Source organism: Mycobacterium kyogaense (genome assembly GCF_036946525.1).
Lineage (GTDB): Bacteria > Actinomycetota > Actinomycetes > Mycobacteriales > Mycobacteriaceae > Mycobacterium > Mycobacterium kyogaense_A.
On sequence record NZ_JAQIIY010000017.1, the window covers coordinates 153,847 to 179,997 of the forward strand.

Genomic DNA, 26,151 nt, shown 5'->3' on the forward strand with positions numbered 1-26,151 from the left:
TGGCTACCTAAGCAAGCACTTGCTTGGTACGCTAGCACAGTGACCGACGCCCCCGACAGCGCCATCAGCCTTGCTCTCAGTGGCCGCGTGGTGCTGGTGACCGGTGGTGTGCGCGGTGTCGGCGCCGGCATCAGCACTGTGTTCGCCGATCAGGGAGCCACCGTCGTCACCTGCGCTCGCCGCCCCGTCGACGGGTCGCCGTTCGAGTTCCGCGCCTGCGACATTCGCGACGACGACGCGGTGGCCGCCTTGATCGCAGGCATCGTCGCCGATCACGGTCGGCTCGATGTCGTGGTCAACAACGCCGGCGGATCGCCGTACGTGCCCGCCGCCGCGGCCTCGGCGAAGTTCAGCCGCAAGATCGTCGAGCTCAACCTGCTCGGCGCGCTGTCAGTCGCCAGTCACGCGAACACCGTGATGCAGCAGCAGGATTCGGGTGGGTCGATCATCAACATCTCCAGTGTCAGCGGTCGGCGGCCCACTCCGGGAACCGTCGCCTACGGCGCGGCCAAAGCGGGGATCGAGAACATGACCGCCACGCTCGCCGTCGAGTGGGCGCCCAGGGTTCGGGTGAACTCCGTGGTGGTCGGGATGGTCGAGACCGAGCAGGCGGAGCTGTTCTACGGAGACGCCGATTCGATCGCCGCGATCTCGCGCACCGTGCCCCTGGGCAGGCTCGCCCGACCGAGCGACGTGGGCTGGGCCACGGCGTTCCTCGCCTCGCCGGCGGCCTCCTACATCAGCGGGGCGTCGCTGGAGGTGCACGGTGGGGGAGAGCCGCCGCACTACCTGGCCACCACCACCGCCGACATCAACAAGTAGAGGAGACAACGGGAATGGGATTGCTCGACGGCCGTGTGGTCATCGTGACGGGTGCGGGTGGCGGTATCGGCCGGGCGCACGCCCTGGCGTTCGCCGCTGAGGGGGCCCGCGTCGTCGTCAACGACATCGGTGTGGGTCTCGACGGGTCGCCGGCCGGGGGCGGCAGTGCGGCCCAGTCCGTCGTCGATGAGATCGTCTCTGCCGGAGGCGAAGCCGTGACCAGCGGGGCCAACGTCGCCGACTGGGCCCAGGCAGAGGGTCTGATCCAGACCGCTGTCGACGCGTTCGGCGGGCTCGACGTCCTGGTGAACAACGCCGGAATCGTGCGCGACAGGATGTTCGCCAACACGAGCGAAGAAGAGTTCGACGCGGTCACCGCGGTGCATCTCAAGGGCCACTTCGCCACGATGAAGCACGCGGCCGCGTACTGGCGCGCCAAATCCAAGGCCGGCGAGCAGGTGGACGCCCGCATCATCAACACCAGCTCCGGTGCGGGCCTGCAGGGCAGCGTCGGGCAGGCCAACTACAGCGCGGCGAAGGCCGGCATCGCGGCTCTCACGCTCGTCGCCTCCGCCGAGATGGGACGCTACGGCGTCACCGTCAACGCGATCGCTCCGTCGGCGCGCACCCGGATGACCGAGACGGTGTTCGCCGACATGATGTCCACGCAGGACCAGGATTTCGACGCGATGGCGCCGGAGAACATTTCACCCCTGGTGGTGTGGCTGGGCAGTGTGGAAGCCCGCGACGTCACCGGGAAGATGTTCGAGGTCGAAGGCGGCAAGATCCGCGTCGCCGAGGGCTGGGCGCACGGACCGGAGATCGACAAAGGCGCGAAGTGGGATCCGGCCGAACTCGGACCCGTGGTCGCCGATCTGCTTGGCAAGGCCCGCCCGGCGGTACCGGTCTACGGGGCCTGACTCAGGCCGGATCGCAGATGACGATCGGGATCTTGCGATCGGTGTAGGAGCGGTAGTTCTGGAAGTCCGGATACATGGCGTCGAGCTTGGGCCAGTATTCGTCGCGTTCCGCGTCTGTGGCGTCGCGGGCAACCAGTTCCAGGGTTTCCTTCTTGGTCTGGAAGGTGATCTCGGGATTGGCTCGGAGGTTGAGGTACCACATCGGGTTGGTGGCTCGGCCGCCTTGTGAGGCGACGAGCACGATGCGACGGCCCTCCTGGAGGAACAGCAACGGACTGTCCCGTGCCTCGCCGGATTTCCGGCCGATCGTGGTCAGGATGCCGACTTCGGCGCCGCGCAGGAACTTGTTGCCGAGCCTGCCGCCCGACTTCTTGAACAGCCACGTGTTGGCCTTCGACATCCATTTGATCGCTGTGCCGACCTTGGCCGAGTTGAGGCTTTCGATTTGTTTGGGGCTCAGCGGGCGAGGCGAATTGGCCATGGGTGAACCCTATCGCGTCAGAAAGGGACGGATCGAGGCGTTGATGTGGTGGATCTGCGCGCGGCCCGACGGGTCGTCGGCGGGGATCAAGAACGTCTCGTCGATGCGGGCGCCGACGCTGCGGCCGCCCAGCTTCGGCTTCGTCGAGAGCTCGAATCGTGCGCGCACGGTGTCGCCGTCGATCGTGAACTCCGGTGTCGACACCTTCTCGATGACCCGGTACTGGAGACCGCGATTGAGGCTGCGCCGCAGGTGATCTCCGGAGAAGCCGGTCTTGAGCCCCACCTCCACTCGGGTGCAGCCGGGCGCGAACGGCACGTCGTCGGCCTGGTGGCTGGCCAGTGAGGTGATGTATGCCTGCGCCGCGGCGATGCGCTCGGCGTCCGGAACGGCCATCAGATGCGCTCGATGATGGTCCCGGTCGACAGCGCGCCGCCGGCGCACATGGTGATCAGCGCCGTCGTCTTGTCGGTGCGCTCCAGTTCATGCAGTGCCGTGGTGATGAGCCGGCTGCCGGTGCTTCCCACCGGATGACCCAGTGCGATCGCGCCACCGCTGACGTTCACCGTGTCCATGTCGGGCTCGTGCACTCGGGCCCAGGACAGCACGACCGATGCGAATGCCTCGTTGATCTCCGTGATGTCGATGTCGCCCATCTTCATCCCGGCCTTCTCGAGCACCTTGGCGGTCGACTGCACCGGCCCGTCGAGGTGGTAGTACGGCTCGGACCCGACCAGGGCCTGGCTGACGATCCGGGCCCGGGGCCGCAAGCCGTGCGCCTTGGCGACGTCTTCGTCCATCCACAGCACCGCCGCTGCTCCATCGGAGATCTGCGACGACGTGCCCGCGGTGTGAATACCGCCCTCCATCACCGGGTTCAGCGATGCCAGGGCCTCCAGCGTGGTGTCCCGAAGCCCCTGATCGCGGGTGACCGCGGCCCTCTCGGCGGTGGGTTGCTTGTTCTCGTCGAGCACCGGAGCCTCGATCGGGCTGATCTCCCGGTCGAAGCGACCTTCGGCCCACGCCTGCTTGGCCTTGCGCTGTGAATCGAACCCGAAGCGGTCGATGTCCTCGCGAGTGATGCCGCGGCGCTTGGCGATTCGCTCGGCAGCCTCGAACTGGTTCGGCATGTCGATGTCCCACGACTGCGCGCGGATCTTCGACCGGTCCGGGCCGGCGTTGGCCCCCAGGCCGACCCGGCTCATCGCCTCGACGCCGCACGCGACGCCCATGTCGATGGCCCCCGCCGCGATCAACCCGGCGATCAGGTGGTTGGCCTGCTGGCCGCTACCGCACTGGCAGTCCACCGTGGTGGCGCCGACGTGCTCGGGCAGTCCCGCGGTCAGCCACGCCACGCGGGTGATGTTGTTGGACTGTTCCCCGTACTGCGTGACGCAGCCGCCGATCACCTGTTCGATCCCGGCGGCGTCGATGCCCGCCTTGTCGACGAGCGCCTTCTGGACAGCGCCCAGCAGCTCCGTGGCGTGCAGCCCGGACAGCCAGCCGTTGCGCTTCCCGATGGGGCTCCGGGTGGCTTCGACGATCACAGGGTTACCCATGGCGTCAGGCTAGAACACGTTTCATTACTCTGACAAGCGGCGATGCCAGTGTGCCTTTTATCTGCGGTGGAGGCATGTTTTACTGGCACTAGAACACGTTGCAATTGAGGAGCGCTTCCCTATGCCAGGCCCCAACACCTGCCCGATCAGCCCCCACTTCGACTTCCTCGACGCGAGTCTCAATCTCGAGCGTCTGCCCGTCGAGGAGTTGGCAGAGCTCCGCAAGTCCGAGCCCGTCCACTGGGTCGACATCCCCGCCGGCACCGGCGGCTTCGGAGACAAAGGCTACTGGCTGGTCACCAAGCACGCCGACGTCAAGGAGGTGTCGAAGCGCAACGACATCTTCGGTAGCTCGCCCGACGGCGCGATCCCGACGTGGCCCGCGGACATGACGCGCGATGCGATCGACCTGCAGAAGGCTGTCCTGCTGAACATGGATGCGCCGCAGCACACCCGGCTGCGCAAGATCATCTCCCGCGGTTTCACCCCCAGGGCCATCGGGCGCCTCGAGGACGAATTGCGCTCCCGCGCGCAGAAGATCGCCGAATCGGCCAAGGCCGAGGGCACCGGTGATTTCGTCGAGCAGGTGTCCTGCGAACTGCCGCTGCAGGCGATCGCGGAACTGCTCGGTGTCCCGCAGGACGACCGCGACAAGATCTTCCGCTGGTCGAACGAGATGACGGCGGGCGAGGATCCGGAGTACGCCGACGTCGACCCCGCGATGTCGTCGTTCGAACTCATCACCTACGCGATGAAGATGGCCGAGGAGCGGGCGAAGAACCCGACCGAGGACATCGTGACGAAGCTGATCCAGGCCGACTTCGACGGGGAGAAGCTCTCCGACGACGAGTTCGGCTTCTTCGTGGTCATGCTCGCGGTGGCCGGAAACGAGACCACCCGCAACTCGATCACTCACGGCATGATCGCGTTCTCGCAGAATCCCGATCAGTGGGAGCTCTACAAGAAGGAGCGCCCGGAGAGTGCCGCCGACGAGATCGTCCGCTGGGCCACCCCTGTGTCGGCGTTCCAGCGCACCGCACTCGAAGACACCGAGCTGGGCGGAGTGAGCATCAAGAAGGGTGACCGGGTGGTGATGTCGTACCGCTCGGCCAACTTCGACGAGGAGGTGTTCATCGAGCCGGATAGTTTCGACATCATGCGCACGCCCAATCCGCACGTCGGCTTCGGCGGAACTGGCGCCCACTACTGCATCGGCGCCAACCTGGCGAAGATGACGATCAATCTGATCTTCAACGCCGTCGCCGACCACATGCCGGATCTCCAGCCGATCGGTGAACCCGAGCGGTTGAAGTCGGGCTGGCTCAACGGCATCAAGCACTGGCAGGTGGACTACACCGGACAGGGCTGTCCGGTCAGTCACTGACGCATCGAAGACTCGAGGAGGAGTCGGGTGGATTTCACCCCAGACGAGGGTCAGCAGGCGGTCGCCGACGTGGTGACGTCCGTGCTGGACCGCGACAACTCATGGGACGCACTGGTTTCCGGCGGCGTGCTCGCACTGGCCGCCCCCGAGCGCCTCGGTGGCGACGGCCTGGGCATCGCGGAGATCGCGACCGCCCTGACCGAGATCGGCAGGCACGGAACCATCAGCGCGGCACCGGTCACGCTCGCCGCGGCCGCGGTGCTGCTCGATGTGGCGTCGGCGGCGCAGCAGGATCGCTGTCTGGCCGGCCTGGCCAAGGGGGCGGTGCTCACCGTGGCCCTGAACGAGCCAGGCTCATCTCAACCCGATCGACCGGCGACCACGTTGTCGGGCGGCGCGCTCAACGGCACCAAACTCGCCGTCGGGTACGCCGCCGAGGCCGAATGGTTGTTGGTCACGGCGGATTCGGGCGTCGTCGTGGTGCGCGGGGACGCCGACGGTGTCTCGACGACGAAGACGCCCTCGGCGACCGGGGCCGACGAATATGTGGTGACGTTCCGCGATGTCGCTGTCGCCGCCGACGACGTGCTGGCCGATGTCGGCGCCCACCGCGTGAACCAGGTGGTGTTGGCGTGCTTCGGGGCTTTTGCTTCAGGGCTGGTGGCCGGGGCACTGCGGTTGACGGCGGACTACGTCGCCACCCGCGAGCAGTTCGGTAGGCCGCTCTCCACGTTCCAGACAGTGGCTGCGCAGCTGTCCGAGGTGTACATCGCCTCCCGCACCATCTCACTGGTGTCGACATCGGCGGTGTGGCTGCTGTCCCAAGGCCTCGACGCCGATGACGACCTCGCGATCCTCGGGTACTGGCTTACGTCGCAAGCTCCGCCGGCGATGCGGCTGTGCCACCATCTGCACGGCGGGATGGGCATGGACATCACCTACCCGATGGACCGCTATTTCTCCTCGATCAAGGACCTGACCCGCGTGCTGGGTGGTCCGACGCACCGTCTCGATCTGGTGGGAGCGTAAATGTACATCGAACTGACCCCTGAACAGCGGGCTCTGCAAGCCGAACTGCGCCAATACTTCTCGACGCTCATCACGCCCGAAGAAGCCGAGGCGATGACGTCGAACCGGCACAACGAGGCCTACCGCGCCGTCGTCAAAAGGATGGGTTCGGACGGCAAGCTCGGTGTCGGTTGGCCCAAGGAGTACGGCGGCCTGGGCTTCGGCCCCATCGAGCAGCAGATCTTCGTCAACGAGGCCAACCGCGCCGACGTGCCGCTGCCTCTGGTCACCCTGCAGACCGTCGGCCCCACGCTGCAGGTGTACGGCACCGACGAGCAGAAGAAGAAGTTCCTGCCCGGAATCCTCTCCGGTGACATCCATTTCGCAATCGGCTATTCCGAGCCGGATGCGGGAACGGACCTGGCCTCCCTGCGTACCACGGCCGTCCGACACGGTGACGAGTTCATCGTGAACGGACAGAAGATGTGGACCACCGGTGCGCACGATGCCGACTACATCTGGCTGGCGTGCCGAACCGATCCGGAAGCGGCCAAGCACAAGGGCATTTCAATCCTCATCGTCGACACCAAGGATCCTGGCTTCTCCTGGACACCGATCATCCTGTCCGACGGGGCGCACCACACCAACGCGTCCTACTACAACGACGTGCGGGTGCCCGCCGACATGCTCGTCGGCGAGGAGAACGGTGGCTGGAAGCTGATCACCACCCAGCTCAACCACGAGCGGGTCGGCCTCGGTCCGGCCGGCCGAGTCGCGGGCATCTACGACCAGGTGCACGCGTGGGCGTCCAAGCCGGGGTCCGACGGGGTGACGCCGATCGAGCAGGCCGACGTGAAAAGGCTTCTGGCCCAGATCAAGACGATCTGGCGGGTCAACGAGTTGCTGAACTGGCAGGTCGCTGCGTCGGGCGAGACCATCGCTGTCGCCGACGCCGCGGCCACCAAGGTGTTCTCCACCGAGCGTATCCAGGAAGTCGGCCGCCTGGCCGAGGAGATAGTCGGCACGTACGGCAATCCCGCGGATCCGGAGACCGGTGAGCTGCTCGCCTGGCTGGACCACATGACCAAACGCAACCTGGTCATCACCTTCGGCGGTGGAGTCAACGAGGTGATGCGGGAGCAGATCGCGGCGTCAGGGCTGAAGGTCCCGAGAGTGACGCGATGAGCGCTTGCGCGAAGAGCCGAGGGCAGCGATGAGCGATCTGCGTGCCGGCATCGACGAGATCACTGCTGCAGGCAAAAGTGAGCCGCGCCGTGGTCCCGATCCGGTGAACCTGCCGATGATCCACCACTGGGTGGATGCAATCGGGGACAGGAATCCGATCTACGTCGACGAGGCCGCGGCCAAGGCCGCAGGCCATCCCGGCATCGTCGCGCCGCCGGCGATGATCCAGGTCTGGACGATGGGCGGCCTCGGCGAGGGTCGCTCCGACGACGATCCGCTGTCGAAGATGATGGCGCTCTTCGACGATGCCGGCTTCGTCGGCGTGGTCGCCACCAACTGCGAGCAGACCTATCACCGGTACCTGCGTCCGGGCGAAGAGGTCGAGATCCACGCCGAGATCACCGATGTGGCCGGACCCAAGCAGACCGCGCTGGGTGAGGGTTACTTCATCAACCAGCTGATCACCTGGACCGTCGGCGACGGTGAGAAGGTCGCCGAGATGAAGTGGCGCATCATGAAGTTCGCCCCGCGTGCGGCGGACGGACCGGTGGTGCCCGATGATCTCGATGCGGACAAGCTGATGCGTCCGGCGTCGTCGCGCGACACCAAGTTCTTCTGGGACGGAGTCGGCGCCCACGAATTGCGCATCCAGCGCCGTCCTGACGGCAGCCTTCAGCATCCGCCGGTACCCGCGGTGTGGGCCGACAAGGACGAGCCGGTGGACTACGTCGTGGCGAGCGGCAACGGCACTGTGTACAGCTACGTCGTCCACCACGCGCCGAAGGTGCCGGGGCGGACGCTGCCGTTCGTGATCGCGCTCGTCGAACTGGAGGAGGGCGTCCGAATGCTCGGCGAGCTCCGGGGTGTCGATCCCGCCGACGTGAAGATCGGGATGCCCGTCAGCGCAACCTATCTCGACTTCCCCGACAGCGACATCAGCCCCGCCTGGACACTGTACGCATGGGAGCCGCGATCATGAGTGCACCGACCGTGCCGTCTTTCGACGTGGGCACCGCGCTGCCCGAGCTCACCCTCCACGCGGACCCGACGTTCATCGTGTCCACGGCCATCGCCACCCGTGACTACCAGGACGTCCACCACGACCGGGACAAGGCGCAGGCCAAGGGGTCCAAGGACATCTTCGTCAACATCCTCACCGATACCGGGCTGGTGCAGCGCTACCTCACCGACTGGGCCGGTCCCACCGCGGTGATCAGATCGATCTCGTTGCGTCTGGGCGTGCCGTGGTACGCCTACGACACGGTGACGTTCCGCGGCGAGGTGACCGCCGTCGACGGTGATCTCGTCACCGTGAAGGTGACGGGCAGTAACAGCCTGGGCGATCATGTGATCGCCACGGCCACAATGGCATTGGGCGGCGCTCAGTGACCGGGGGACTGTCGGGCCGGGCGGCCATCGCCGGTATCGGGGCCACGGACTTCTCCAAGAACTCCGGGCGAAGCGAACTGCGTCTGGCGGCCGAGGCCGTGCTCGACGCGCTCGACGACGCGGGTCTGGCACCGTCGGATGTCGACGGTCTGGTCACGTTCACGATGGACTCCAACCTCGAGACCGCGGTGGCTCGCGCCACCGGTATCGGTGATCTCAGCTTCTTCAGCCAGATCGGCTACGGCGGTGGAGCCGCGGCCGCGACGGTGCAGCAGGCCGCGCTCGCGGTGGCGACCGGTGTGGCCGAGGTCGTCGTCGCCTACCGTGCGTTCAACGAGCGCTCGGAGTTCCGCTTCGGTCAGGTGTCGACAGGTCTGACGGCCAATGCGGATTCCCGCGGGGTCGAATACAGCTGGTCCTATCCGCACGGGTTGAGCACACCTGCCGCGTCAGTGGCCATGATCGCGCAGCGTTACATGCACGAATACGGCGCCACGAGTGGCGATTTCGGCGCCATCTCGGTGGCGGACCGCAAGCACGCCGCCACCAATCCCAAGGCGCACTTCTACGGCAAGCCGATCACCATCGAAGACCATCAGAATTCCCGGTGGATCGCCGAACCGTTGCGCCTGCTGGATTGCTGCCAGGAGACCGACGGCGGGGTCGCGATCGTGGTCACCACACCCGAGAGGGCCAAAGACCTCAAGCACCGGCCCGCCGTCATCGAGGCCGCCGCACAGGCCGCCGGCGCTGACCAGTTCACGATGTACTCCTACTACCGCGACGAACTCGGGCTGCCCGAGATGGGGCTCGTCGGTGGGCAACTGTGGCAGCAGTCGGGCCTGAAGCCGGCCGACATCCAGACGGCCATCCTGTATGACCACTTCACCCCGTACACGCTGATCCAGCTCGAGGAACTCGGCTTCTGCGGCAAGGGAGAAGCGAAGGACTTCATCGCGGGCGGAGCGATCGAGATCGGTGGCAGCTTGCCGATCAACACCCACGGCGGTCAGCTGGGGGAGGCCTACATCCACGGCATGAACGGCATCGCCGAGGGTGTGCGCCAGCTCCGCGGCACTTCCGTCAATCAAGTCCCTCACGTCGAACACGTCCTCGTGACCGCGGGCACCGGCGTGCCGACCTCGGGGCTGATCCTCGGCTGAAACCCAGCCAGCAAAGTTATTACGTAAAAATCGCACGGCCTTCGGGGTTGTCGCCCCGGCATTCTCTGCGGGGCAGTTGTGCGGTTGCGGCAAAATCGCAGCCATTTTTCGATAGCGGGACGTCAGCGCTGTTGGGCGGCGCCCGCTGTGCCCATCCTCTGACCAGGCAAAACAGTAGCTATTTGCGGAAAAGTCAATAATGTGGCCGTTTCCGAACTCAAGCAAGCACGCGTTCCTGCGAAAACTACACTTGACTGCAAATCTAGCAAACTTACATAATATGAGTGCTTGCAGCGCCAGTGAAGGGGGCACTATGGGGTCGGCGGAGCAATCGAGCGAAACGATTTGGGCTCTGGCCGTGATCAGCGGGGGCCGAAAACGCAGGGCACGATGATGACCCAGATATGGGATCCGGTCGGCGATCCTTTACCGGTGGTCCATCACAGATGGGATGGGCACAACCCCCGCGAAGGATGTCGCGGTGGTAGCGACATCGCGGGGCTTGGTGACGAAGTGGGACGGCATGGGGTGATGCCAGTGCGCACCCCAACGCTTCCGGTGAGCCTGCCGATGACCCGGCGCGAACGACAACGCGCCCTCCTCAACGGACCCCACACGGCCGACGGGGCGCATCTCGAGTTGCCGGTTGAGGACATCCTGATCGTCGATGACTCCCGCCTCCAGCGCGAGAACCTCGCGACCATCCTCGCCGGCGAGGGTGTTGCGCGGCCTGCCATGGCGTGGAGTCTCGATTCACTGAGCGTGGCCGTTTCCACGCCACCGCGCATCGTCTTACTCAATCTGTTTACGCACCAGAGTATTTCACTACTTCACTGTGTACGGCAGCAGTGTCCTACAGCCAAAGTGATCGTCATGGGTGTCGCCGATGAGGATGAGGCCGACGTCATCGCGTGCGCGGAAGCCGGCGTTGCGGCGTATCACCTACGGACCGAGTCCCTGGGTGAGCTGCGAAACCTGATCGCCAGGGTCTCTCGTGGAGAGTTTGTGTGTTCGCCGCGAATCTCGGCCATCCTGCTCAGGTACCTGTCGAACGTGGCAACCGAGCGACGGTCAGATCCCGGCGATCCGGACCTGACCGCGCGCGAGATGCAGATTCTCCGGATGCTCGAGCAGGGTCTGTCCAACAAGGACATTGCCGACCAGCTCTGTATCGCGGTGCACACAGTGAAAAACCACGTGCACAGCGTGCTTGGCAAGCTCGGGGTCCGTACGCGCGCTGAAGCGGCAGCCTTCTGCCGGTCATTGCGCTGACGATGTCTCTCTGGGATCTAGATAGGGTCCTGGGTGATAAATCGCTCCAACGATCCATGTACGTGCGCCCCGCCGCTGTTGATAGTTGACGTACGGGGTTAGCTCGCTTCGCTTGGTCCGGCGCATCTGAGTATCGCCAACTTTTCCCCGCAGCTGCTGTGGGGAGGTGGAATGTCTACTCATCAGAACGGCACACATTGGGCGGCAGCAACATTGCCTCCAGCTGGGCGACGCGATGACGACCAAAGCTCGTCTACACGCTCCTGTAGGGAGGTGGTCGGCGCGGGCGGAGTGGCGGTCCGCACTTTGCCGCACCTAAGGCCCCATGAAACACCACGAGACCCGCACCAAGGTCCCGTGACGCCATCAGCAGCAGTGGCAGCGATGCAACCCCAAGGACCGGTGCCGACCCCGGTGCCCGCTCAGTCGACCGCCCCCCCGTTCGGTCGACTCGCCGGGGCCGGCACCTCCTCGAGAGAAGCTGTAGCGCCTCCGGCGCCATCAGCGCCATTTGTGAGCTACGAGATGATGCCCGCACCAGGAGTTTGCGCGCCGAGGCCGGTCGAGGAATGGTTCAGTGCTGACCACGCCGACGGAGGCTCGATCGTCTGCGTCCGCGGTGGACGCGACGGCTCCCGTGACCGACGCTGACCCGCGCGTAGCAGTCCTGGGCAAGGTGTTGATCATCGATGACTGCGCGCTGTATCGCGAAGCATTGGCGTCGGCACTGAGATGGAAGGGGATACCGCGCGCCCGTACGGCCTGGGACCTGCCCTCCCTCATCGGTGCGCTGGAATCCGAAGCGCCGCAGGTGATTCTGTTGAACTTGACGGCCGACAACATGCACACCTTTCTGCGGGCCGTGCGCAAATTGAGGCCGGAGGTGCCCGTGGTCGCGTTCGCGACTCCCGAAGACGACCCGGACGTGATCTTCGCGTGTGCCGAGGCAGGAGTGGCGGCCTACCACATGAAGGCCGATTCGTTGGCCGACCTCGTCGTGTTGATCCGTCTCGTGGCGGAGGGAAAAACCTGGTGCCCGCCAGAAATCGCAGCAACGCTCCTTCGACGGGTTTCCGAGGTCGCTGGTTCACGACATTCTGCGACAAGAGATTCAGCACTCACGTCGCGTGAGATCCAGGTCTTGCACATGCTGGAACTAGGCCGGTCGAACCAGGACATCGCCCTAGAGTTGTCCATCGCGGTTCATACCGTGAAAAATCACGTGCACAATCTGCTGACAAAGCTAGGGGTCAACACCCGTGCCGAGGCAGCTGCGGCGTTCCACAAGCTGCGGATGGATCATGGCGACCACCAGAGGTCCGGGTCCCGATCTAGTCAAAGTTGGCTCCGATGACCCATGTACGGCGGTTCTGACGGCCCCGATAGTGGTGGGTATCAGACGAGTTAGCTCTGCACAGCGATCTCCCTGAGTCGGCGAACGAGTCGCACTGTGATCCCGCTCTTCGCCGCGAGGCACGGTGGCACAGCAGGTTTCGTGGGGGAGGGCCTTTGATGACACAGCACTGTGCGGGCGAGACCGCGGGTCTCTGCCCACGTCAAGAGTCGGATGGCGGGCCCCGAGATGAATGAGCTCCCGCCCATCCGCTCACTGCTGTCGGCCTTGACTGATGACGACATCGCACGGACCGACGATCTCGCTTCGTGTGCCGGGGATCGTCGCGGAGCGGCCTATGATCGACCGTCCATCAGTGGATGCCCGACGGATAACCCACTACCCCTGCAGTATTCGAATGCCGGGTTACGAAATCGGATAGTCCGAACGGAAGATGGAGCGGAATCGCGCCGCACGGTACCGAGCGGACTCGCATCGCTCCAAGACGTGCGCGTTGTGATCGTCGATGACTGCGCTCTCCACCGCGAGTGTCTGGTGGGCGTGCTCGCCGCGCGGCCAGGCGTGGTGGGAGTCGGCGTGGCATGGGACCTGAAGTCGTTGGTGGCCGAAGTCCACACCACACTCCCGCACGTCGTCGTGTTGAGCATGTCGACCCGCGATAGCGCGATGTTGCTACGACATGCATCGAGATTGGGCCCGGATGTGCGTGTGGTCGTCGTCGGTGTGTCCGAGGAGGACGAATCCGGAATCGTCGCGTGCGCGGAGGGCGGCGCATCGGGTTATCACCTCCGTACGGAATCACTCGACAACCTGGTTGTGTTGATACACGAAGTTGCTGCAGGTGAATCATCCTGTTCGCCAGGGGTGTCGGCGATACTGCTCAGGCGCTTGTCGACCCTGGCGTCACAGCGCCGGCGGCCGGCAGCCAGAGAACTACCTCTCACTGCTAGGGAGATCCAGATCCTTCACATGTTGGAGGCAGGACTGGCGAACCGCGACATCGCAGGCCGGCTCTGCATCGCCGTCCACACGGTGAAGAACCACGTGCACAGTGTGCTGACCAAGCTCGGTGTCAGCAGCCGTGAGGAGGCGGCAGCACTGGCCCGCAACATCTTTGCGGCCGATGATGTCGCGTCGTACTAGATCTCGAATCAGTCCCGGGCCCAGTCCGAAAATCGCTCTCATGGTCCATGTACGAACGGTAGCGGGGTCGTCAATAGTGAAGATGTGTTTGCCGGGGATGATGAAAGTTGTTGCGAGGCAGCGATGCAGATAACGATCTGGCCGGTCCTGGACGAGGTCGTCGTGAATCTCAAGGTGCCGCTTGGCAAAGTCGTCGACCGTGTCTCCAATGCGCCGAATCCGGTTTCGCACCTGCAAATTGCGGCCCTGCCTCAGAGAAGCGGGATGTCCAACAGGCGGTACCGACGCACATTCGCCGGCGTCGATCGAGGAGCTTGGTGATGATGTGCGGAATCATTGCCTGCCGGACGCACCGGCCGGCATTCGATCACCTCAGCGTCGGGTTACGAAGGCTCGAGTACCGCGGATACGACTCAGTGGGTGTTGCGACACAGGCTGTCAGCGGTGAGGTGCTGCCACTCCGGACGACCCGACGGATGAGTTCCCCGGAGGCCCTGCTGGGTCAGTGCGCAGGAACCGGGTCCACCGGGGTGGGTATCGGCCACACGCGATGGGCCACCAATGATTCGGAGACCCAGGACAATGCGCACCCGCACTCTGACTGCACGGGACAGATCTACGTCGTGCACAACGGGATCATCGAGAATTTCGCCGGTCTGCGCGCGGAGCTCGCCTGCGCCGGACATAGTTTCGCGACCCCGGTGGACAGTGAAGTTCTCTGTCACCTCATCGAGGACGAACTGCTCGGAAAGGGCGACCTCGTCGACGCGGTGCGCAGGGCTCTCAGCCGGGTACGGGGCTCTTGGGCGCTCGCGGTACTGGAAGTGGTCACCGGTCGAATAGTGCTTGCGGCCAACGGGTCTCCGCTACTCGTGGCGCACACCGATCACGGAGACTTCGCAGCAAGCGACATCGCGGCGATCGCCGACTGGATCAACGACATCCGCGCACTCGACGACGGCGACGTCGTGGAACTGACGAACGCGCAACTCTCGCGCCATGCGAATATGCCGCAGCGTACTGCCGAGTCGGTGACAGTCGAATGAATCCGCAATTGCAACGAGCGATCGAGTCGTCAGTCGAGCGAAGCCTTGATGTCTGGAAAGCCATGTATCACGACGCGATGTCGACCGGCGATCTCATCGAAGATGAATCCGAGCACGTGGCAGACATCATCGATGATTTCGCTGGCGCAGTGCGCGACTGGCCTCACCACCCTGCGCTCGTACACAACGGGACGGCGACCACATACCAGGAACTCGACGAGCGGGTCCGACTGACCGCCCTGCGTGTTCAGTCTGAGACTGCAGGTATCAGCAGGACGCCCGGTCGCATCGGTGTGGTGGCATCGCACCATCCGGCAGTGGCACACCAGCTGTTGGGAGTGTTGCGGGCGCAATCCACGTACTGCCCCATCGACGCCGCGCTACCGACCGGTCGGGTGCAGGCGCTCATCACGGCGATGGGCGTCGACCATCTGATGTCCGCAGCACAGGAGTCGGCAGGCGAAGCCGATGATGTTCTCCCCGAGGCGCGCTGGCGTCCGAGTGACCCTGCATACGTTCTGTGTACCTCCGGCTCGACCGGCGCGCCCAAGCCCGTGGCGGTGTCGCGCTATGCCCTCACCGTCACGGTGCGGGCACTGCGTTCGCTTTTCGCACTCACTCCCGCGGACCGCGTGTTGCAGTTCGCCTCGCTCGGCTGGGACACGTGTTTGGAGGAGATCCTGCCCGCCCTGACTGCAGGGTCGGCGCTGATCTTCGACGACGCTGCCCACAGCGGATCGTTTCCAGCCTTCGTGCGCATGCTCGCAGACCAAGCGATCACTGTCATGGATCTGCCCACGGCGTTCTGGCATGAACTCGTGCTCTTCCTGCACGAGGAGCGGACCCCTCTGCCGGACAGCGTCCGGCTCGTGGTCATCGGAGGTGAGCGAGTCGACACCACTCGTCTGCAGCAGTGGCGGGATCTCGATCACGGAGACGTCTGCCTGCTCAACACCTACGGGTGCACCGAGACGACGATGATCACGCACGCGGCACAGCTGAGCGGTCCCGGTACCGAACCCCAGATCGGTGCGTCCAAGGAGGCGCCGATCGGCCACCCACTGCCTCACGTGCGTGACCACGTCACCAGTGATGGCGAGCTTCTGGTCTCCGGACCGGGTTTGGCCACCGGGTACCTCGACCTGCCCGAGCTGTCCGGGACCGCGTTCGCGGTCGCGGACCATGGAACGGGGCCGGCCCGCTGGTTCCACACTGGGGACCTGGTCAGCCGTGCCGAAGGCGGCTCGCTGTATACACATGGTCGCGCCGACGACCAGCTCAAAGTACGTGGTGTGCGGATCCATCCCGCTGAGGTGGAGGCGCAGCTGAACGCACACCCGGCGGTCTCCGGTGCTGTCGTGGTCGGTGAGCGATCCTTGGGTCGAATGTCGTTGACGGCGTACGTGGTTGCAAGTCAGCCGGCCACCGCCGCCGAATTGAGGGCGTTCCTGCGCGAGCGGCTACCAGGACAGTTCGTGCCTGCCCGCGTGAATTTCATTACAGCGCTCGCCCACAACGCAAACGGAAAAGTCGATCGCGGGGCAACACGGCGATCCTTCGTGAACAGCAACATCCAAGGAGCGAAACGGTGAGTCCCGACCATATCGTCCAGATCTTCCGGCGAGTCCTCAAAACCAATGAGGTGGAGGAACATTCCGACTTCTTCGATCTCGGGGGTGACTCGCTGCTGGCAACCAGAGTAGTGAGCGCGATCGCTCGCGACGTCGGGATAGAACTCGTCTACGACGACCTCGTCGAGAACCCGACTCCGATTGCCCTGTCCGATCTCGTGGCTGTCGTGATGCCATGACTGGGGCGCACGCACGCGTCGTCGTGGTCGGAGCCGGCCTTGCGGGTCTGGTTGCGGCCCGGGACTTGGCGGAGTCAGGCGCCGAGGTCAACGTCTTGGAGGCGCGTGATCGGGTGGGCGGTCGCATGCGTGGTGTACCGGTGTCCTCGGGCGTCGTGGCCGACGGAGGTGCCGCCTATCTGGGACGCCAACACACCGAACTGCTCCGTCTCGTCGGTGATCACGGGCTGAACCTGGTGTCCACAGGCATGACCGGCGAGAGCACCTTTTTGATCGACGACGACCGCACGACGACCGCGAGCAGGGTGCCGCCGCTGGACGCCGTCGCACTCGGTGACCTGTTCGACCGTCTCGATGATCTGATCGAGTCAGTCCGGCCGAATGCACCGTGGCTGACACCCGACGCCGATCGCCTCGATCATCAAACTGCGAAACGGTGGCTCGTCGATGGGATCGCGCGTCCGGATGCACACGCCTTCTTTCCCTTGTTCCTCGGCGAGATGATGGCCGCCGATCCCGCGGCGATCTCCGTTCTGCACATGGCATTCTACCTTCGATCCGGCGGAGGCATCCAATATCTCAACGCTTTCGAGGGTGGGGCGCAGCAGTGGCGAATCGATGGTGGCGCTCACCTGCTCGCCGATGCGCTGGCTGACGAACTCGGAGATCGGGTACATCTGAATCACCCTGTCGCGGCCATTGATCAGGGCGATGACGGCGTGGTCGTGCGATGTGACGCCGGCACCAACCGCCCACCGGCCGAATTCCGGGCTGATCGCGTGATCGTTGCCTTACCACCGCTACTGGCGCATCGCATCGACTTCCGTCCGGGTCTGTCCACGCCCCGCGCAACTGCCGCTACGGGCCGAGGCTGCGCCATCAAAGTCCACCTGAGCTATCAGGCCCCGTTGTGGCGTGAGGACGGGCTGTCCGGGTGGTCGGTCAGCACCAGCGGGCCGCTGCTGTCCACGGTCGACGATTCGCCGCCAGATGGTTCTGCAGGTGTGCTCACGGGATTCGTCACCGGAGCTGCAGCCTCTGCCTTCTCTGCGTTGTCACCGGCCGATCAGGAGGGTTCGGCACTAGCCCACGTCGGGCGACTCTTCCCTGCGCTTCCTCCACCGGATACCTGCTCGGTGACCGACTGGCTGGCCGAGGAGTACAGCCGGGGTTGCTACGCCGCGTTGTTCGGTCCGGGGGACTGGCTGCGTCTGGGGCCGACACTGACCGAGCCGCACCGCCGGATCCACTGGGCCGGTACAGAGACCAGTCTGGAGTACTTCGGCCTGATGGAAGGCGCGATCAGGTCGGGTCAGCGTGCCGCGGCCGAAGTGATCGGTGCGACACATGCCGCAACCAACTCGTCGAAGGTGCTGGTCTGATGAGTACTGTCGTCGAAGACGAGGGGCCCGGTTTCACCGCGGTCACGGATCAGCCCTACATGTACGTGCGAAAACTGTTGGTCGAGCCTGACTGGCGGCGGTACCCGGGCTGGGCAAAGGTGTCCCCGTCCGACTGGCACGATCCGCAATGGCAGCGCTCGCACTCACTCAAGAACATCGGTCAACTTCGCGCCGTGGTGGGCGATCTGCTTGAAGAGGAGTTCTACGCCGACCTGGCTGCCGACCAGGCGCAGCGAGCAACGATGTCGATGCTGTTGCCGCCGCAGATGCTCAACACCATGGCACCGCAGTGGGATTCGGCACGTGACACGCTCACCAAGTTGTTCTATGCCGATCCTATCCGGCGCTACATGCTCCCCGTTCGCAGTGACCGCCACCTCGAATGGTGTTCGCATCCCTACGCGGAACGGGATTCGCTGCACGAGAGCGATATGTGGGTTGTGGAAGGGCTGACCCATCGCTACCCGACCAAGGTCCTGGCTGAATTGCTGTCCACGTGTCCTCAGTACTGCGGTCACTGCACGCGGATGGATCTCGTCGGCAACTCGACGCCGACGGTCAGCAAGACGCGGCTGACTCTTCAACCGGCCGATCGGCAACGACAGATGCTGGACTATCTGCGCGACACCCCGACGGTCCGTGATGTCGTGGTTTCAGGCGGCGACATCGGCAATGTTCCCTGGCCGCGGTTGGAGTCATTCATCTCTCAATTGCTGGAGATCGAAACGATTCGCGACATCCGGCTGGCCAGCAAGGCACTAGCTGCATTGCCGCAGCATTGGCTGCAGAGGAAGGTGCTCGACGGGGTCAACCGGGTCGCACACCTCGCAGCCGAACGCGGTGTGAATCTGGCGTTGCACACGCACATCAATCATGTGCAATCGGTTACTCCGCTCGTTGCCGACGCAGCCCGCGCCCTACTCGACGCCGGGCTTCGAGATGTGCGAAACCAAGGCGTCCTGATGCGCGGAGTCAACGACACCACTGAGGACCTTCTCGATCTGTGCTTTGCGCTGCAAGGTGAGGCAAGCATCCTTCCCTACTACTTCTACATGTGCGACATGATCCCGAACGCCGAGCACTGGCGAACACCGCTGTGGCAAGCTCAGCAGCTGCAACTGTCGATCATGGGTTATCTGCCCGGTTTCGCGACACCGCGTGTGGTGTGCGATGTTCCCTTCGTCGGAAAGCGCTGGGTACACCAGGTCGTTGGCTACGATCGCAATCTCGGAATCTCCTATTGGAACAAGAATTTCCGCACCGTTCTGGAAGGTGCGGACGACGACGCTCTGAACCGGTCGTACTCCTACTTCGATCCGATCGACACCCTTCCCGCCCTTGGTAGAGCGTGGTGGCGTAAGAACGGCCACCGCGCTGGCGACGCAGCGCTTCTCGCTACCGAGATCGACTCCTCCGCACCCGCCCCGATCGGCGGCACCGTATGTGAATCCTACGGTGCCGCCGTTGGCGCGAACGGGCATCAGGCGTCGACTCTGCACCTGAATGCCCACAGAGACAAGGAGGCGCTGGATATGCACGACATGGCGGCCACCCGAGGCGGCACAGAATGACTGCACCCCCCCTTGTTCGCCGATTCAAAACAACGATCGGTCTCCGGTCGGAGTCTGCCGATCGAGTGATGGAGCAGGTCACCGAGGCCAAAGCGCGTGCGAGTCAGTGGAAGAAGATGCATCGACGGCATGTGATCGCGACTGATGCCGCTGCTGTCGTGGTTGCCGTGACGGTCGCGCAGTTCACGCGATTCGGGTTTCCGAACATGAACAGCTCTGCAACAGGCGATCATTGGCGAGATGTGACCGCATGCTCGATCATGCTCGCGGTCATCTGGCTCGCCGCCCTTGGACTGCAGGAGTCGTGGGATCTGTCGCTGACGGGAATAGGGTCGGAGGAGTATCGCCGCGTAGTCACGTCTACCGCATGGGCTTTCGGAATCATCGCTGTCTCGGATCTGCTCCTCCAGCTCGGATTGGTTCGAGGCTACCTGGCCATCGCACTCCCGGTCGGACTTGTGGTGTTGCTCGTGGGCAGACACCTTTTGAGACGCGACCTCGCCAAGAAGAGATCGCGGGGTGCGTTCACGAGCCAGGTCGTCGTGCTCGGTAAGCCACGTTCGGTGATCGCGTTGTGCAACACCTTCAATCGGTGTAGCCATGCGGGCTATCGGGTGGTCGGCGCCTGCTTGCCCGACTACCAGGGCAAAGTCGGTTCAGAGATCGACACGCGGACCGGTCCTGTGCCGGTACTCGGTAACCAGCATTCCGTCGCCGAGGTCGTACGTCTCACCAACGCGGATGCACTCGCCGTCACTTCTGCCGAACATCTCGGCCACGAGCACATGCGGACGTTGACCTGGCAACTCGACTCTTTGGGAACCGACTTGATCGTCATGCCGGGCATGGTCGACATCGTCGGTCCCCGACTCAAAATCCGGCCGATAGACAATATGCCGCTCTTTCACGTGGCACGACCCCGTCACGACGGAGCGTTGCACTACCACAAGCGTTTCTTCGACCTTGTTCTTGGGACCATCGCGTTGGTCCTGCTCAGCCCCGTCATGCTGTTGGCTGCGGCGGCGATCAAGTGGCACGACGGCGGACCGGTGTTTTTCTGCCAGGAACGCGTGGGTTACAACGGATTCCAGTTCCGGATCGTCAAGTTCAGGACGATGGAGCCGGATTCCGACAAGCACCTGGATGCGGAGCGGATCGGCTGTGGACAGTCGGACGGCATCTTCTTCAAGTCGGCCACGGACTCGCGCATCACACCGATCGGCCGGTGGCTCCGCAAGACGAGCATCGACGAGATCCCTCAGCTGTTCAACGTTCTCGCCGGCTCGATGAGCATTGTCGGTCCCCGACCGCTGGTCCCGGGCGAGGGATCCTCTGTCGAGTACTTCATCGAGCGCCGGGGTCTTGTCAAGCCAGGAATAACCGGTCTGTGGCAAGTGTCGGGGAGGTCTGATGTATCCGCTGCCGAGCGCATTCGCTTGGACCACTTCTACGTCGACAACTGGTCCTACGTACAGGATCTGGTGATCATCCTGCGGACGGTACGGACAGTTCTTCAAGGCCACGGAGCCTACTAGAGCCATGACACGGAACGGAACATCCATGACGTCCTCAAGTGTGACGCACGCCGCGAGGCCGGCCGTGCATGCTGTCGGCGGAACATCTGACCGAAGCGTGTTGGACTCTGTGTCTTGCCGCGACTCCGACGCCGGCGCCGGATTGTTGGCCGGCCTTCGGGTGTGCGTTGTCGCGTGCCATTTCCGCCCCGAGTCGTCAGGCAGCGCGCCCTACAACTCGTTGCTCGTGGACACCCTTGCCGATGCGGGAGCGGAAGTGAAGGTCGTCACCGGCGTTCCACACTATCCGGAGTGGCGCGTGGTCGATCCGCAGTACCGGACAGGGCTGCGATGGCGGGAATCTCCGATTCGAACAACATATGCAGGCTCGGTCAGCATAACGCGACTACGCCATGCGGTTCCGCAGAATCCGGGCCTCCTCGGACGGATGCGCCTGGAGCTGAGTTTCGCTGCGCTGAGCGCTCCTGCTGTCATCGCGACACGTGCCGACATCGTGATCGCCGTGACACCGCTGCTGGGCGCTGCGGTGGCAGGGATGGCGGGGCGGCGTCGGCGCCCGTTCGGTGCGATCGTGCATGACCAGGTGGGTAAAGCCGCTGTCCAATCGGGAAGCACTGGTGGTCGCGTCGCGAATGGAATTGCGGCAGTGGAGCATTCCGTGCTGCGGCGCGCCGACCGCGTCGGCGTCGTGACGGAGGGGTTCCGGCCGGCTTTGGTGGCGGGCGGAGTGAACGACCGACAGATCGTCGAGGTACCCCTCTTCTCGCACGTCCGTCCTGTGGATCTCACTCCAGCGGCGGCACGACGCGCACTGGGCTGGCGTGACACCGGCCGCCTCACTGTTGTGCACACCGGGAACATGGGGATGAAACAAGGCCTGGAGCATGCCCTGCGGGCTGCCCGAGTTGCTGCCGTGAGATATCCGGGGCAATTCGAGTTCGTCTTCGTGGGGGACGGCAACACGAGGCAGGCGTTGGAACAACAGGCTTGCGGACTCGACGGGGTCAGGTTCGTCGATCCGGTGTCCGAAGCGATCTACCCACTCACCCTCGCAGCAGCAGATGTCCTGCTGGTTCATGAACGTCCTGGGGTCAGGGAGATGTCGCTTCCCAGCAAGCTCACCTCGTACACGACCGCATCGCGGCCGATCATCGCCGCGGTCGCCGAAGGGGGGATCACCGGATCGTTGTTGAGCTCCCGCAACGCAGCACTGCTCGTGCCGAACGGCGATGCGGAAGCGCTCGTGAGAGGCCTGTGCGAGATCCGATCCGACGATGCGCTGCGTGTTCGGCTCGTCCACAACGCACGGCGGCTCGGGCAGTCGGAGTTCGCCGAACGTCGCGGCCGGCAGCACTTCGTGACGTTCGCCAAATCGCTCGCCGACTTCCAGGGACGAAGGAAGGGACAAGAATGAAAAAGGCTGTCATCACGGGGATCACCGGCCAGGACGGGTCATACCTCGCCGAGTTGCTGCTCGACAAAGGCTACGAGGTACACGGCCTGATTCGTCGATCATCGACGTTCAACACGTCGCGGATCGACCATCTCTACGTGGACCCGCACGACCCGAATGCTCGATTGCACCTGCACTACGGCGATTTGAGGGACGGAGCCCGTCTGGTGACACTGCTGTCGCAGATCTCGCCTGACGAGGTGTACAACCTCGGCGCCCAATCGCATGTCCGTGTGAGCTTCGACGAGCCCGAGCACACCGGCGACACAACAGGCATCGGGTCGATCCGGTTGTTGGAGGCTGTCCGGCTCTCAGGAGTGCAGTGCAGGTTCTATCAGGCGTCGAGTTCGGAGATGTTCGGAGCGTCGCCACCCCCTCAGAGCGAGGAGACATCCTTCTATCCGCGTTCGCCCTACGGAGCCGCCAAGGTCTACTCCTACTGGATCACCAAGAACTACCGCGAGGCCTACGGCATGTTCGCGGTGAACGGAATACTGTTCAACCACGAGTCGCCGCGCCGCGGCGAGACGTTCGTGACCCGGAAGATCACCCGCGCCGTTGCGAGGATCAAAGCAGGGCTGCAGGACAACGTCTATTTGGGCAATCTCGATGCCGTGCGTGACTGGGGTTACGCGCCGGAGTACGTGGACGGCATGTGGCGGATGCTTCAGGTCGACGAGCCGGACGACTACGTACTGGCGACAGGCCAGGGCCACACAGTCCGCGATTTTGTGAGCATCGCTTTCGCACGGGCAGGGCTCGATTGGCAGGACTACGTGAGGTTCGACCAGGGGTATGTCCGTCCCAGTGAGGTCGACGCGCTCATTGGTGACGCATCGAAGGCTGCGCGTGTCCTGGATTGGAAAGCCGAGGTGCGCACTCCTGATCTTGCCGAGATCATGGTGGACGCCGATATCGAAGCTTTACGGTGCGCGGGCACGCCATGGGTGGACAGGCCGCAGCCGGCCGGTCGGAACTAGCGACCGATTCCCATGGACACGAGAACATTTGGTCCGGATGGCCTGCAGATACTGCATACGGTCACGTTGATGACCCCCGACGGTGCGTACGGCGGACCGGTCCGGGTCTCACTGAACCAGGCCTCGGCACTACGCATCCGTGGTCACTCAGTGACGCTCGCGGGGGCCGAGCAAGGGTTCGACGAGAGACCTGAATGGGCGGAGGGAAACCCGCTCGTCGTCCGGCGCGCTGTGCGGTTGCTTCCCCGCATGGGCTTTGCAGGTCTTTCTGCCCCGGGTCTATTGACGTGGTTTCTCCGGAACCACGGCCAGTTCCAGGCGGCCCACATCCATCTCGCACGCGACCTCGTCCTCTTACCTCTGGCTATGGCCATGATGCGGGTGAGGCTCCCGTATGTGCTGCAGACCCACGGCATGATCCTGCCCGGAGCGCATCCACTCGCCGACCACACGATCGTCCGGAAGCTACTGTGCCATGCGCACGAGGTCTTCTACCTCACCACCGATGAGCGCGACGCTCTCGACGAGATCGCCGGTGGGAACGCTCGACTCACTCCGCTGCCGAATGGCGTGCCACTGTACCCGGCCGCGACACACTCGCGGCGGGTGCCGGAGGTGCTGTACCTGTCACGGCTTCATTCGCGCAAGCGCCCGGTCGATTTCATCACCGCCGCAAACGAATTGAATACGCGTGGGGTAACTGCGACCTACACGCTCGTCGGTGCGGATGAGGGCGAAGGCCGGCGGGTGCAAGAGGCTGCTGCCCGGACGCCCAACATCACGTGGGAGGGCCCGGTCGAGAGCGGAGCGGCACCGGCACGCATGCGGCAAGCGTCGATGTACGTCTTGCCGTCACTGGGCCCTGAGCCGTACCCGATGGCAGTACTCGAAGCGATGTCTGTCGGCCTACCGGTCGTCGTGACGGATCAGTGCGGGGTGGCGCCGCTGATCCGAAAATATCAGTGCGGCATTGTCATCGAACCCGGTCCGGCAAGCATTGCCCGGGCCGTCGAATACCTGCTTTCGGCTCCCGACATTGCGCGGTCGATGGGCGAGCGCGGGCGCAGTGCCGTCAAGCATGACCTCGGTATGTCGTATGTAGGCCAACGGTTGGAGATGAGCTACGCCGCCGCGTCGCACGATCGCCGGTGGCTTCCATGACGTCGTGGCATTCCTCCTGGAGGACTACGTTCGGGACGGTGGCGCTGGCACTTCTGCTTGTGGCGGCGACGGCCAGCGCGACGGTGGTTCTCACGCGTAGTGGCGGAGTTTCGGCGTCCGTCCCTGCCGATGGACCGTTGCGCATCGCGGTGATCGGTGATTCGTACAGTGCGGGCTCCGACAACGACGTGACGTGGCCGTCGCTGGTCGCCGCCGCATCATCGCTCAGCATCTCGGATGTAGCTGTGGCGGGCTCGAGTTACGCCGGTCGTGCCGGGCAGAGTGGACGCTTCTCCGACCAGGTCGACAAGGCACTCGCGTCCAAGCCCGATGTGATCGTGGTCTTCGGTGGTGTCGGCGATGTGGCGCTTCCCGACCAACAGATCACCCAATCGGCGGTCGACCTCTTCGCCGAACTCAGCAGACGAGCTCCGGACTCTGAACTCGTCGTCTTCGGTCCCATCTGGCATCAGCATCCGGTGCCTGATGTCTTCGTGACACTTGATTCGGCTATCGCCAAGGCTGCCAAGACCACTCACACCACCTATCTATCCCTCATCCGGGAGAAGTGGCTTGCCGCCGACGGTTTGATGCGGCGGAATGTCGCTCCTACAGATGAGGGACAGTCGGTGTTGGCGCAACAACTGAGACCCCTTCTCCGGGAGCAGATCCGCGCGACGCGCGAGGCGGTTCTGCCATGACGTCCAGGTTCCGCGGCCACGTACCGATCCCCAAGAAGTCGACTGTCCTTCTCGCCGTCCTGTCGATTGCGGCTGTCGTAGCCGTCCCTCACGTCATCCTCGGCGGATCTGCAGCAGGACCTCAAGGGTCACCATTGCCGAACGTCGCGGCTCCCCCTACCCTGCCGAGTCGGGTGGCTCCCTCTGTCTTGTTCATCGGTGACTCATACACGTTGGGCCCGACCACGCCGGACCTGAGCTACGGATGCCTGACGGCGACGGCTCTGGGATGGGAATGCAACATCGCAGCCGAGGGCGGAACGGGCTACCTCAGCGGGGGTCCGGGACACCGGCTCCAGGTCACCCAGCCCAACCTGCCCTCGACGTCGTTCGTGGAACGGTTGCCGCGTCTGCGCGAAATGTACAGGGCTGATGTGGTGATTCTCGACGGTGGTCGAAACGACATGCAGTTCGTGACCTCCGACGTCGATCCGATATTCGCCTACACCGTGAAGCAGGTCGTCGAGTCATGGCCCAACAGTCACGTCGTCGTGATCGGACCATGGTTCCTCAACGAGCCGGTGATCAGGCCGCCGTCTCTTCCGGGGGGGACGATCGGCGACGAGTTCCGGTCGGTTCTCCGCGCCGATAGTGAGTTCGATGCTGTCGAGTTCATCGATCCGGGAGCGCTGGGCTGGTTCGTCGGCATCGACACCTCGCCCTACGTGGGGGAGGACGGCATTCACCCCACTTTCGCGGGAGTGAAGAAGATCGCTGAATTGCTCACCAGAGCGTTGAAGGCGCAGGGGGTCACGCAATTACCATGAACTCG

At 64.2% G+C, this 26,151-nt stretch carries 24 protein-coding genes and 1 pseudogene; 22 read left to right on the top strand and 3 right to left on the bottom strand.

Translation table 11 applies throughout. The annotated features are described in order from the left end of the window. Nucleotides 1–39: 39 nt before the first annotated feature. The gene (locus tag PGN37_RS15645) at nt 40–822 is read left to right on the top strand and encodes an SDR family oxidoreductase (RefSeq protein ID WP_335331930.1); all 783 of its coding nucleotides are present in this window, start codon (nt 40–42) and stop codon (nt 820–822) included. Nucleotides 823–836: 14 nt separating this feature from the next. After that, on the top strand, nt 837–1,742 hold the full coding sequence (locus PGN37_RS15650) for an SDR family oxidoreductase (RefSeq protein ID WP_335331931.1): 906 nt from the start codon (nt 837–839) through the stop codon (nt 1,740–1,742). Nucleotide 1,743: 1 nt separating this feature from the next. Here PGN37_RS15650 and PGN37_RS15655 read toward each other — a convergent pair whose 3' ends face one another. Genes PGN37_RS15655 through PGN37_RS15665 form a run of 3 tightly spaced genes read right to left on the bottom strand, consistent with a single transcriptional unit; the run spans nt 1,744 to nt 3,782 of the window. Continuing rightward, nucleotides 1,744–2,223, bottom strand: coding sequence for a nitroreductase family deazaflavin-dependent oxidoreductase (locus PGN37_RS15655; RefSeq protein ID WP_335331932.1), 480 nt, complete (start codon nt 2,221–2,223; stop codon nt 1,744–1,746). Nucleotides 2,224–2,232: 9 nt separating this feature from the next. After that, complete coding sequence (locus PGN37_RS15660) at nt 2,233–2,619, bottom strand: hypothetical protein (RefSeq protein WP_335331933.1); 387 nt, start codon at nt 2,617–2,619, stop codon at nt 2,233–2,235. Continuing rightward, nucleotides 2,619–3,782, bottom strand: a complete 1,164-nt coding sequence (locus tag PGN37_RS15665) for a steroid 3-ketoacyl-CoA thiolase (RefSeq protein ID WP_335331934.1) — start codon at nt 3,780–3,782, stop codon at nt 2,619–2,621. The genes PGN37_RS15660 and PGN37_RS15665 overlap by 1 nt, the downstream gene beginning before the upstream one ends. Nucleotides 3,783–3,903: 121 nt before the next feature. Between PGN37_RS15665 and PGN37_RS15670 the strand changes: the two genes are divergently transcribed. The 20 genes and pseudogenes from PGN37_RS15670 to PGN37_RS15765 all read left to right on the top strand — a co-directional run bounded on the left by PGN37_RS15670 (nt 3,904) and on the right by PGN37_RS15765 (nt 26,146). Next, the gene (locus tag PGN37_RS15670; RefSeq protein ID WP_335331935.1) at nt 3,904–5,166 is read left to right on the top strand and encodes a cytochrome P450; all 1,263 of its coding nucleotides are present in this window, start codon (nt 3,904–3,906) and stop codon (nt 5,164–5,166) included. A gap of 27 nt (nt 5,167–5,193) precedes the next feature. Continuing rightward, on the top strand, nt 5,194–6,195 hold the full coding sequence (locus PGN37_RS15675) for an acyl-CoA dehydrogenase family protein (RefSeq protein ID WP_335331936.1): 1,002 nt from the start codon (nt 5,194–5,196) through the stop codon (nt 6,193–6,195). Continuing rightward, nucleotides 6,196–7,359: an acyl-CoA dehydrogenase FadE29 gene (gene fadE29 / locus PGN37_RS15680; protein ID WP_335331937.1), complete on the top strand. Its 1,164-nt coding sequence runs from the start codon at nt 6,196–6,198 to the stop codon at nt 7,357–7,359. 28 nt (nt 7,360–7,387) lie between these two features. Beyond that, entirely contained in the window at nt 7,388–8,338 is a 951-nt protein-coding gene (locus PGN37_RS15685; RefSeq protein ID WP_335331938.1) for a bifunctional MaoC family dehydratase N-terminal/OB-fold nucleic acid binding domain-containing protein, read from the top strand. After that, nucleotides 8,335–8,748, top strand: coding sequence for a MaoC family dehydratase (locus tag PGN37_RS15690; protein WP_335331939.1), 414 nt, complete (start codon nt 8,335–8,337; stop codon nt 8,746–8,748). The genes PGN37_RS15685 and PGN37_RS15690 overlap by 4 nt, the downstream gene beginning before the upstream one ends. 8 nt (nt 8,749–8,756) lie before the next feature. Further along, nucleotides 8,757–9,911 carry a lipid-transfer protein gene (locus PGN37_RS15695; RefSeq protein WP_335331974.1) on the top strand — a complete coding sequence of 385 codons (1,155 nt, stop codon included), beginning with the start codon at nt 8,757–8,759 and terminating at the stop codon, nt 9,909–9,911. A gap of 390 nt (nt 9,912–10,301) precedes the next feature. Continuing rightward, nucleotides 10,302–11,183 (top strand): response regulator transcription factor, encoded by an 882-nt coding sequence (locus tag PGN37_RS15700; protein ID WP_335331940.1) that lies wholly within the window; start codon nt 10,302–10,304, stop codon nt 11,181–11,183. A 637-nt stretch (nt 11,184–11,820) separates the two neighbouring features. Next, entirely contained in the window at nt 11,821–12,537 is a 717-nt protein-coding gene (locus tag PGN37_RS15705) for a response regulator transcription factor (RefSeq protein ID WP_335331941.1), read from the top strand. A gap of 534 nt (nt 12,538–13,071) precedes the next feature. Continuing rightward, complete coding sequence (locus PGN37_RS15710) at nt 13,072–13,680, top strand: response regulator transcription factor (RefSeq protein WP_335331942.1); 609 nt, start codon at nt 13,072–13,074, stop codon at nt 13,678–13,680. A gap of 323 nt (nt 13,681–14,003) precedes the next feature. Then, nucleotides 14,004–14,660: pseudogene (locus PGN37_RS15715) on the top strand (glutamine--fructose-6-phosphate transaminase (isomerizing)); the annotation flags it as partial. Nucleotides 14,661–14,803: 143 nt separating this feature from the next. Continuing rightward, complete coding sequence (locus PGN37_RS15720) at nt 14,804–16,318, top strand: AMP-binding protein (protein ID WP_335331943.1); 1,515 nt, start codon at nt 14,804–14,806, stop codon at nt 16,316–16,318. Then, nucleotides 16,315–16,536: a phosphopantetheine-binding protein gene (locus tag PGN37_RS15725; RefSeq protein ID WP_335331944.1), complete on the top strand. Its 222-nt coding sequence runs from the start codon at nt 16,315–16,317 to the stop codon at nt 16,534–16,536. The genes PGN37_RS15720 and PGN37_RS15725 overlap by 4 nt, the downstream gene beginning before the upstream one ends. Then, a complete protein-coding gene (locus tag PGN37_RS15730) occupies nt 16,533–17,918 on the top strand; it encodes a flavin monoamine oxidase family protein (protein WP_335331945.1) in 1,386 nt (461 codons plus the stop codon). Before PGN37_RS15725 ends, PGN37_RS15730 begins: the two co-directional genes overlap by 4 nt. After that, nucleotides 17,918–19,510 (top strand): KamA family radical SAM protein, encoded by a 1,593-nt coding sequence (locus PGN37_RS15735; RefSeq protein ID WP_335331946.1) that lies wholly within the window; start codon nt 17,918–17,920, stop codon nt 19,508–19,510. Before PGN37_RS15730 ends, PGN37_RS15735 begins: the two co-directional genes overlap by 1 nt. Before the next feature lie 68 nt (nt 19,511–19,578). Beyond that, on the top strand, nt 19,579–21,045 hold the full coding sequence (locus tag PGN37_RS15740) for a sugar transferase (protein WP_335331947.1): 1,467 nt from the start codon (nt 19,579–19,581) through the stop codon (nt 21,043–21,045). Nucleotides 21,046–21,070: 25 nt separating this feature from the next. After that, on the top strand, nt 21,071–22,459 hold the full coding sequence (locus PGN37_RS15745) for a glycosyltransferase family 4 protein (RefSeq protein ID WP_335331948.1): 1,389 nt from the start codon (nt 21,071–21,073) through the stop codon (nt 22,457–22,459). Continuing rightward, complete coding sequence (gene gmd / locus PGN37_RS15750; RefSeq protein WP_335331949.1) at nt 22,456–23,478, top strand: GDP-mannose 4,6-dehydratase; 1,023 nt, start codon at nt 22,456–22,458, stop codon at nt 23,476–23,478. Before PGN37_RS15745 ends, gmd begins: the two co-directional genes overlap by 4 nt. Nucleotides 23,479–23,547: 69 nt before the next feature. Continuing rightward, a complete protein-coding gene (locus PGN37_RS15755; RefSeq protein WP_335331950.1) occupies nt 23,548–24,639 on the top strand; it encodes a glycosyltransferase in 1,092 nt (363 codons plus the stop codon). Nucleotides 24,640–24,677: 38 nt separating this feature from the next. Beyond that, the gene (locus PGN37_RS15760) at nt 24,678–25,340 is read left to right on the top strand and encodes an SGNH/GDSL hydrolase family protein (RefSeq protein ID WP_335331951.1); all 663 of its coding nucleotides are present in this window, start codon (nt 24,678–24,680) and stop codon (nt 25,338–25,340) included. A 173-nt stretch (nt 25,341–25,513) separates the two neighbouring features. Continuing rightward, nucleotides 25,514–26,146 (top strand): SGNH/GDSL hydrolase family protein, encoded by a 633-nt coding sequence (locus tag PGN37_RS15765; protein WP_335331952.1) that lies wholly within the window; start codon nt 25,514–25,516, stop codon nt 26,144–26,146. The last annotated feature ends 5 nt before the right edge of the window (nt 26,147–26,151 follow it).

What these genes read in the sequence shown, in the direction of transcription:
- PGN37_RS15650 (WP_335331931.1), top strand. Translation starts at nt 837, where the DNA reads ATGGGATTGCTCGACGGCCGTGTGGTCATCGTGACGGGTGCGGGTGGC.
- PGN37_RS15655 (WP_335331932.1), bottom strand. Translation starts at nt 2,223, where the DNA reads ATGGCCAATTCGCCTCGCCCGCTGAGCCCCAAACAAATCGAAAGCCTC.
- PGN37_RS15660 (WP_335331933.1), bottom strand. Translation starts at nt 2,619, where the DNA reads ATGGCCGTTCCGGACGCCGAGCGCATCGCCGCGGCGCAGGCATACATC.
- PGN37_RS15665 (WP_335331934.1), bottom strand. Translation starts at nt 3,782, where the DNA reads ATGGGTAACCCTGTGATCGTCGAAGCCACCCGGAGCCCCATCGGGAAG.
- PGN37_RS15670 (WP_335331935.1), top strand. Translation starts at nt 3,904, where the DNA reads ATGCCAGGCCCCAACACCTGCCCGATCAGCCCCCACTTCGACTTCCTC.
- fadE29 (WP_335331937.1), top strand. Translation starts at nt 6,196, where the DNA reads ATGTACATCGAACTGACCCCTGAACAGCGGGCTCTGCAAGCCGAACTG.
- PGN37_RS15685 (WP_335331938.1), top strand. Translation starts at nt 7,388, where the DNA reads ATGAGCGATCTGCGTGCCGGCATCGACGAGATCACTGCTGCAGGCAAA.
- PGN37_RS15690 (WP_335331939.1), top strand. Translation starts at nt 8,335, where the DNA reads ATGAGTGCACCGACCGTGCCGTCTTTCGACGTGGGCACCGCGCTGCCC.
- PGN37_RS15700 (WP_335331940.1), top strand. Translation starts at nt 10,302, where the DNA reads ATGATGACCCAGATATGGGATCCGGTCGGCGATCCTTTACCGGTGGTC.
- PGN37_RS15720 (WP_335331943.1), top strand. Translation starts at nt 14,804, where the DNA reads ATGTCGACCGGCGATCTCATCGAAGATGAATCCGAGCACGTGGCAGAC.
- PGN37_RS15730 (WP_335331945.1), top strand. Translation starts at nt 16,533, where the DNA reads ATGACTGGGGCGCACGCACGCGTCGTCGTGGTCGGAGCCGGCCTTGCG.
- PGN37_RS15735 (WP_335331946.1), top strand. Translation starts at nt 17,918, where the DNA reads ATGAGTACTGTCGTCGAAGACGAGGGGCCCGGTTTCACCGCGGTCACG.
- PGN37_RS15740 (WP_335331947.1), top strand. Translation starts at nt 19,579, where the DNA reads ATGGAGCAGGTCACCGAGGCCAAAGCGCGTGCGAGTCAGTGGAAGAAG.
- PGN37_RS15745 (WP_335331948.1), top strand. Translation starts at nt 21,071, where the DNA reads ATGACGTCCTCAAGTGTGACGCACGCCGCGAGGCCGGCCGTGCATGCT.
- gmd (WP_335331949.1), top strand. Translation starts at nt 22,456, where the DNA reads ATGAAAAAGGCTGTCATCACGGGGATCACCGGCCAGGACGGGTCATAC.
- PGN37_RS15755 (WP_335331950.1), top strand. Translation starts at nt 23,548, where the DNA reads ATGACCCCCGACGGTGCGTACGGCGGACCGGTCCGGGTCTCACTGAAC.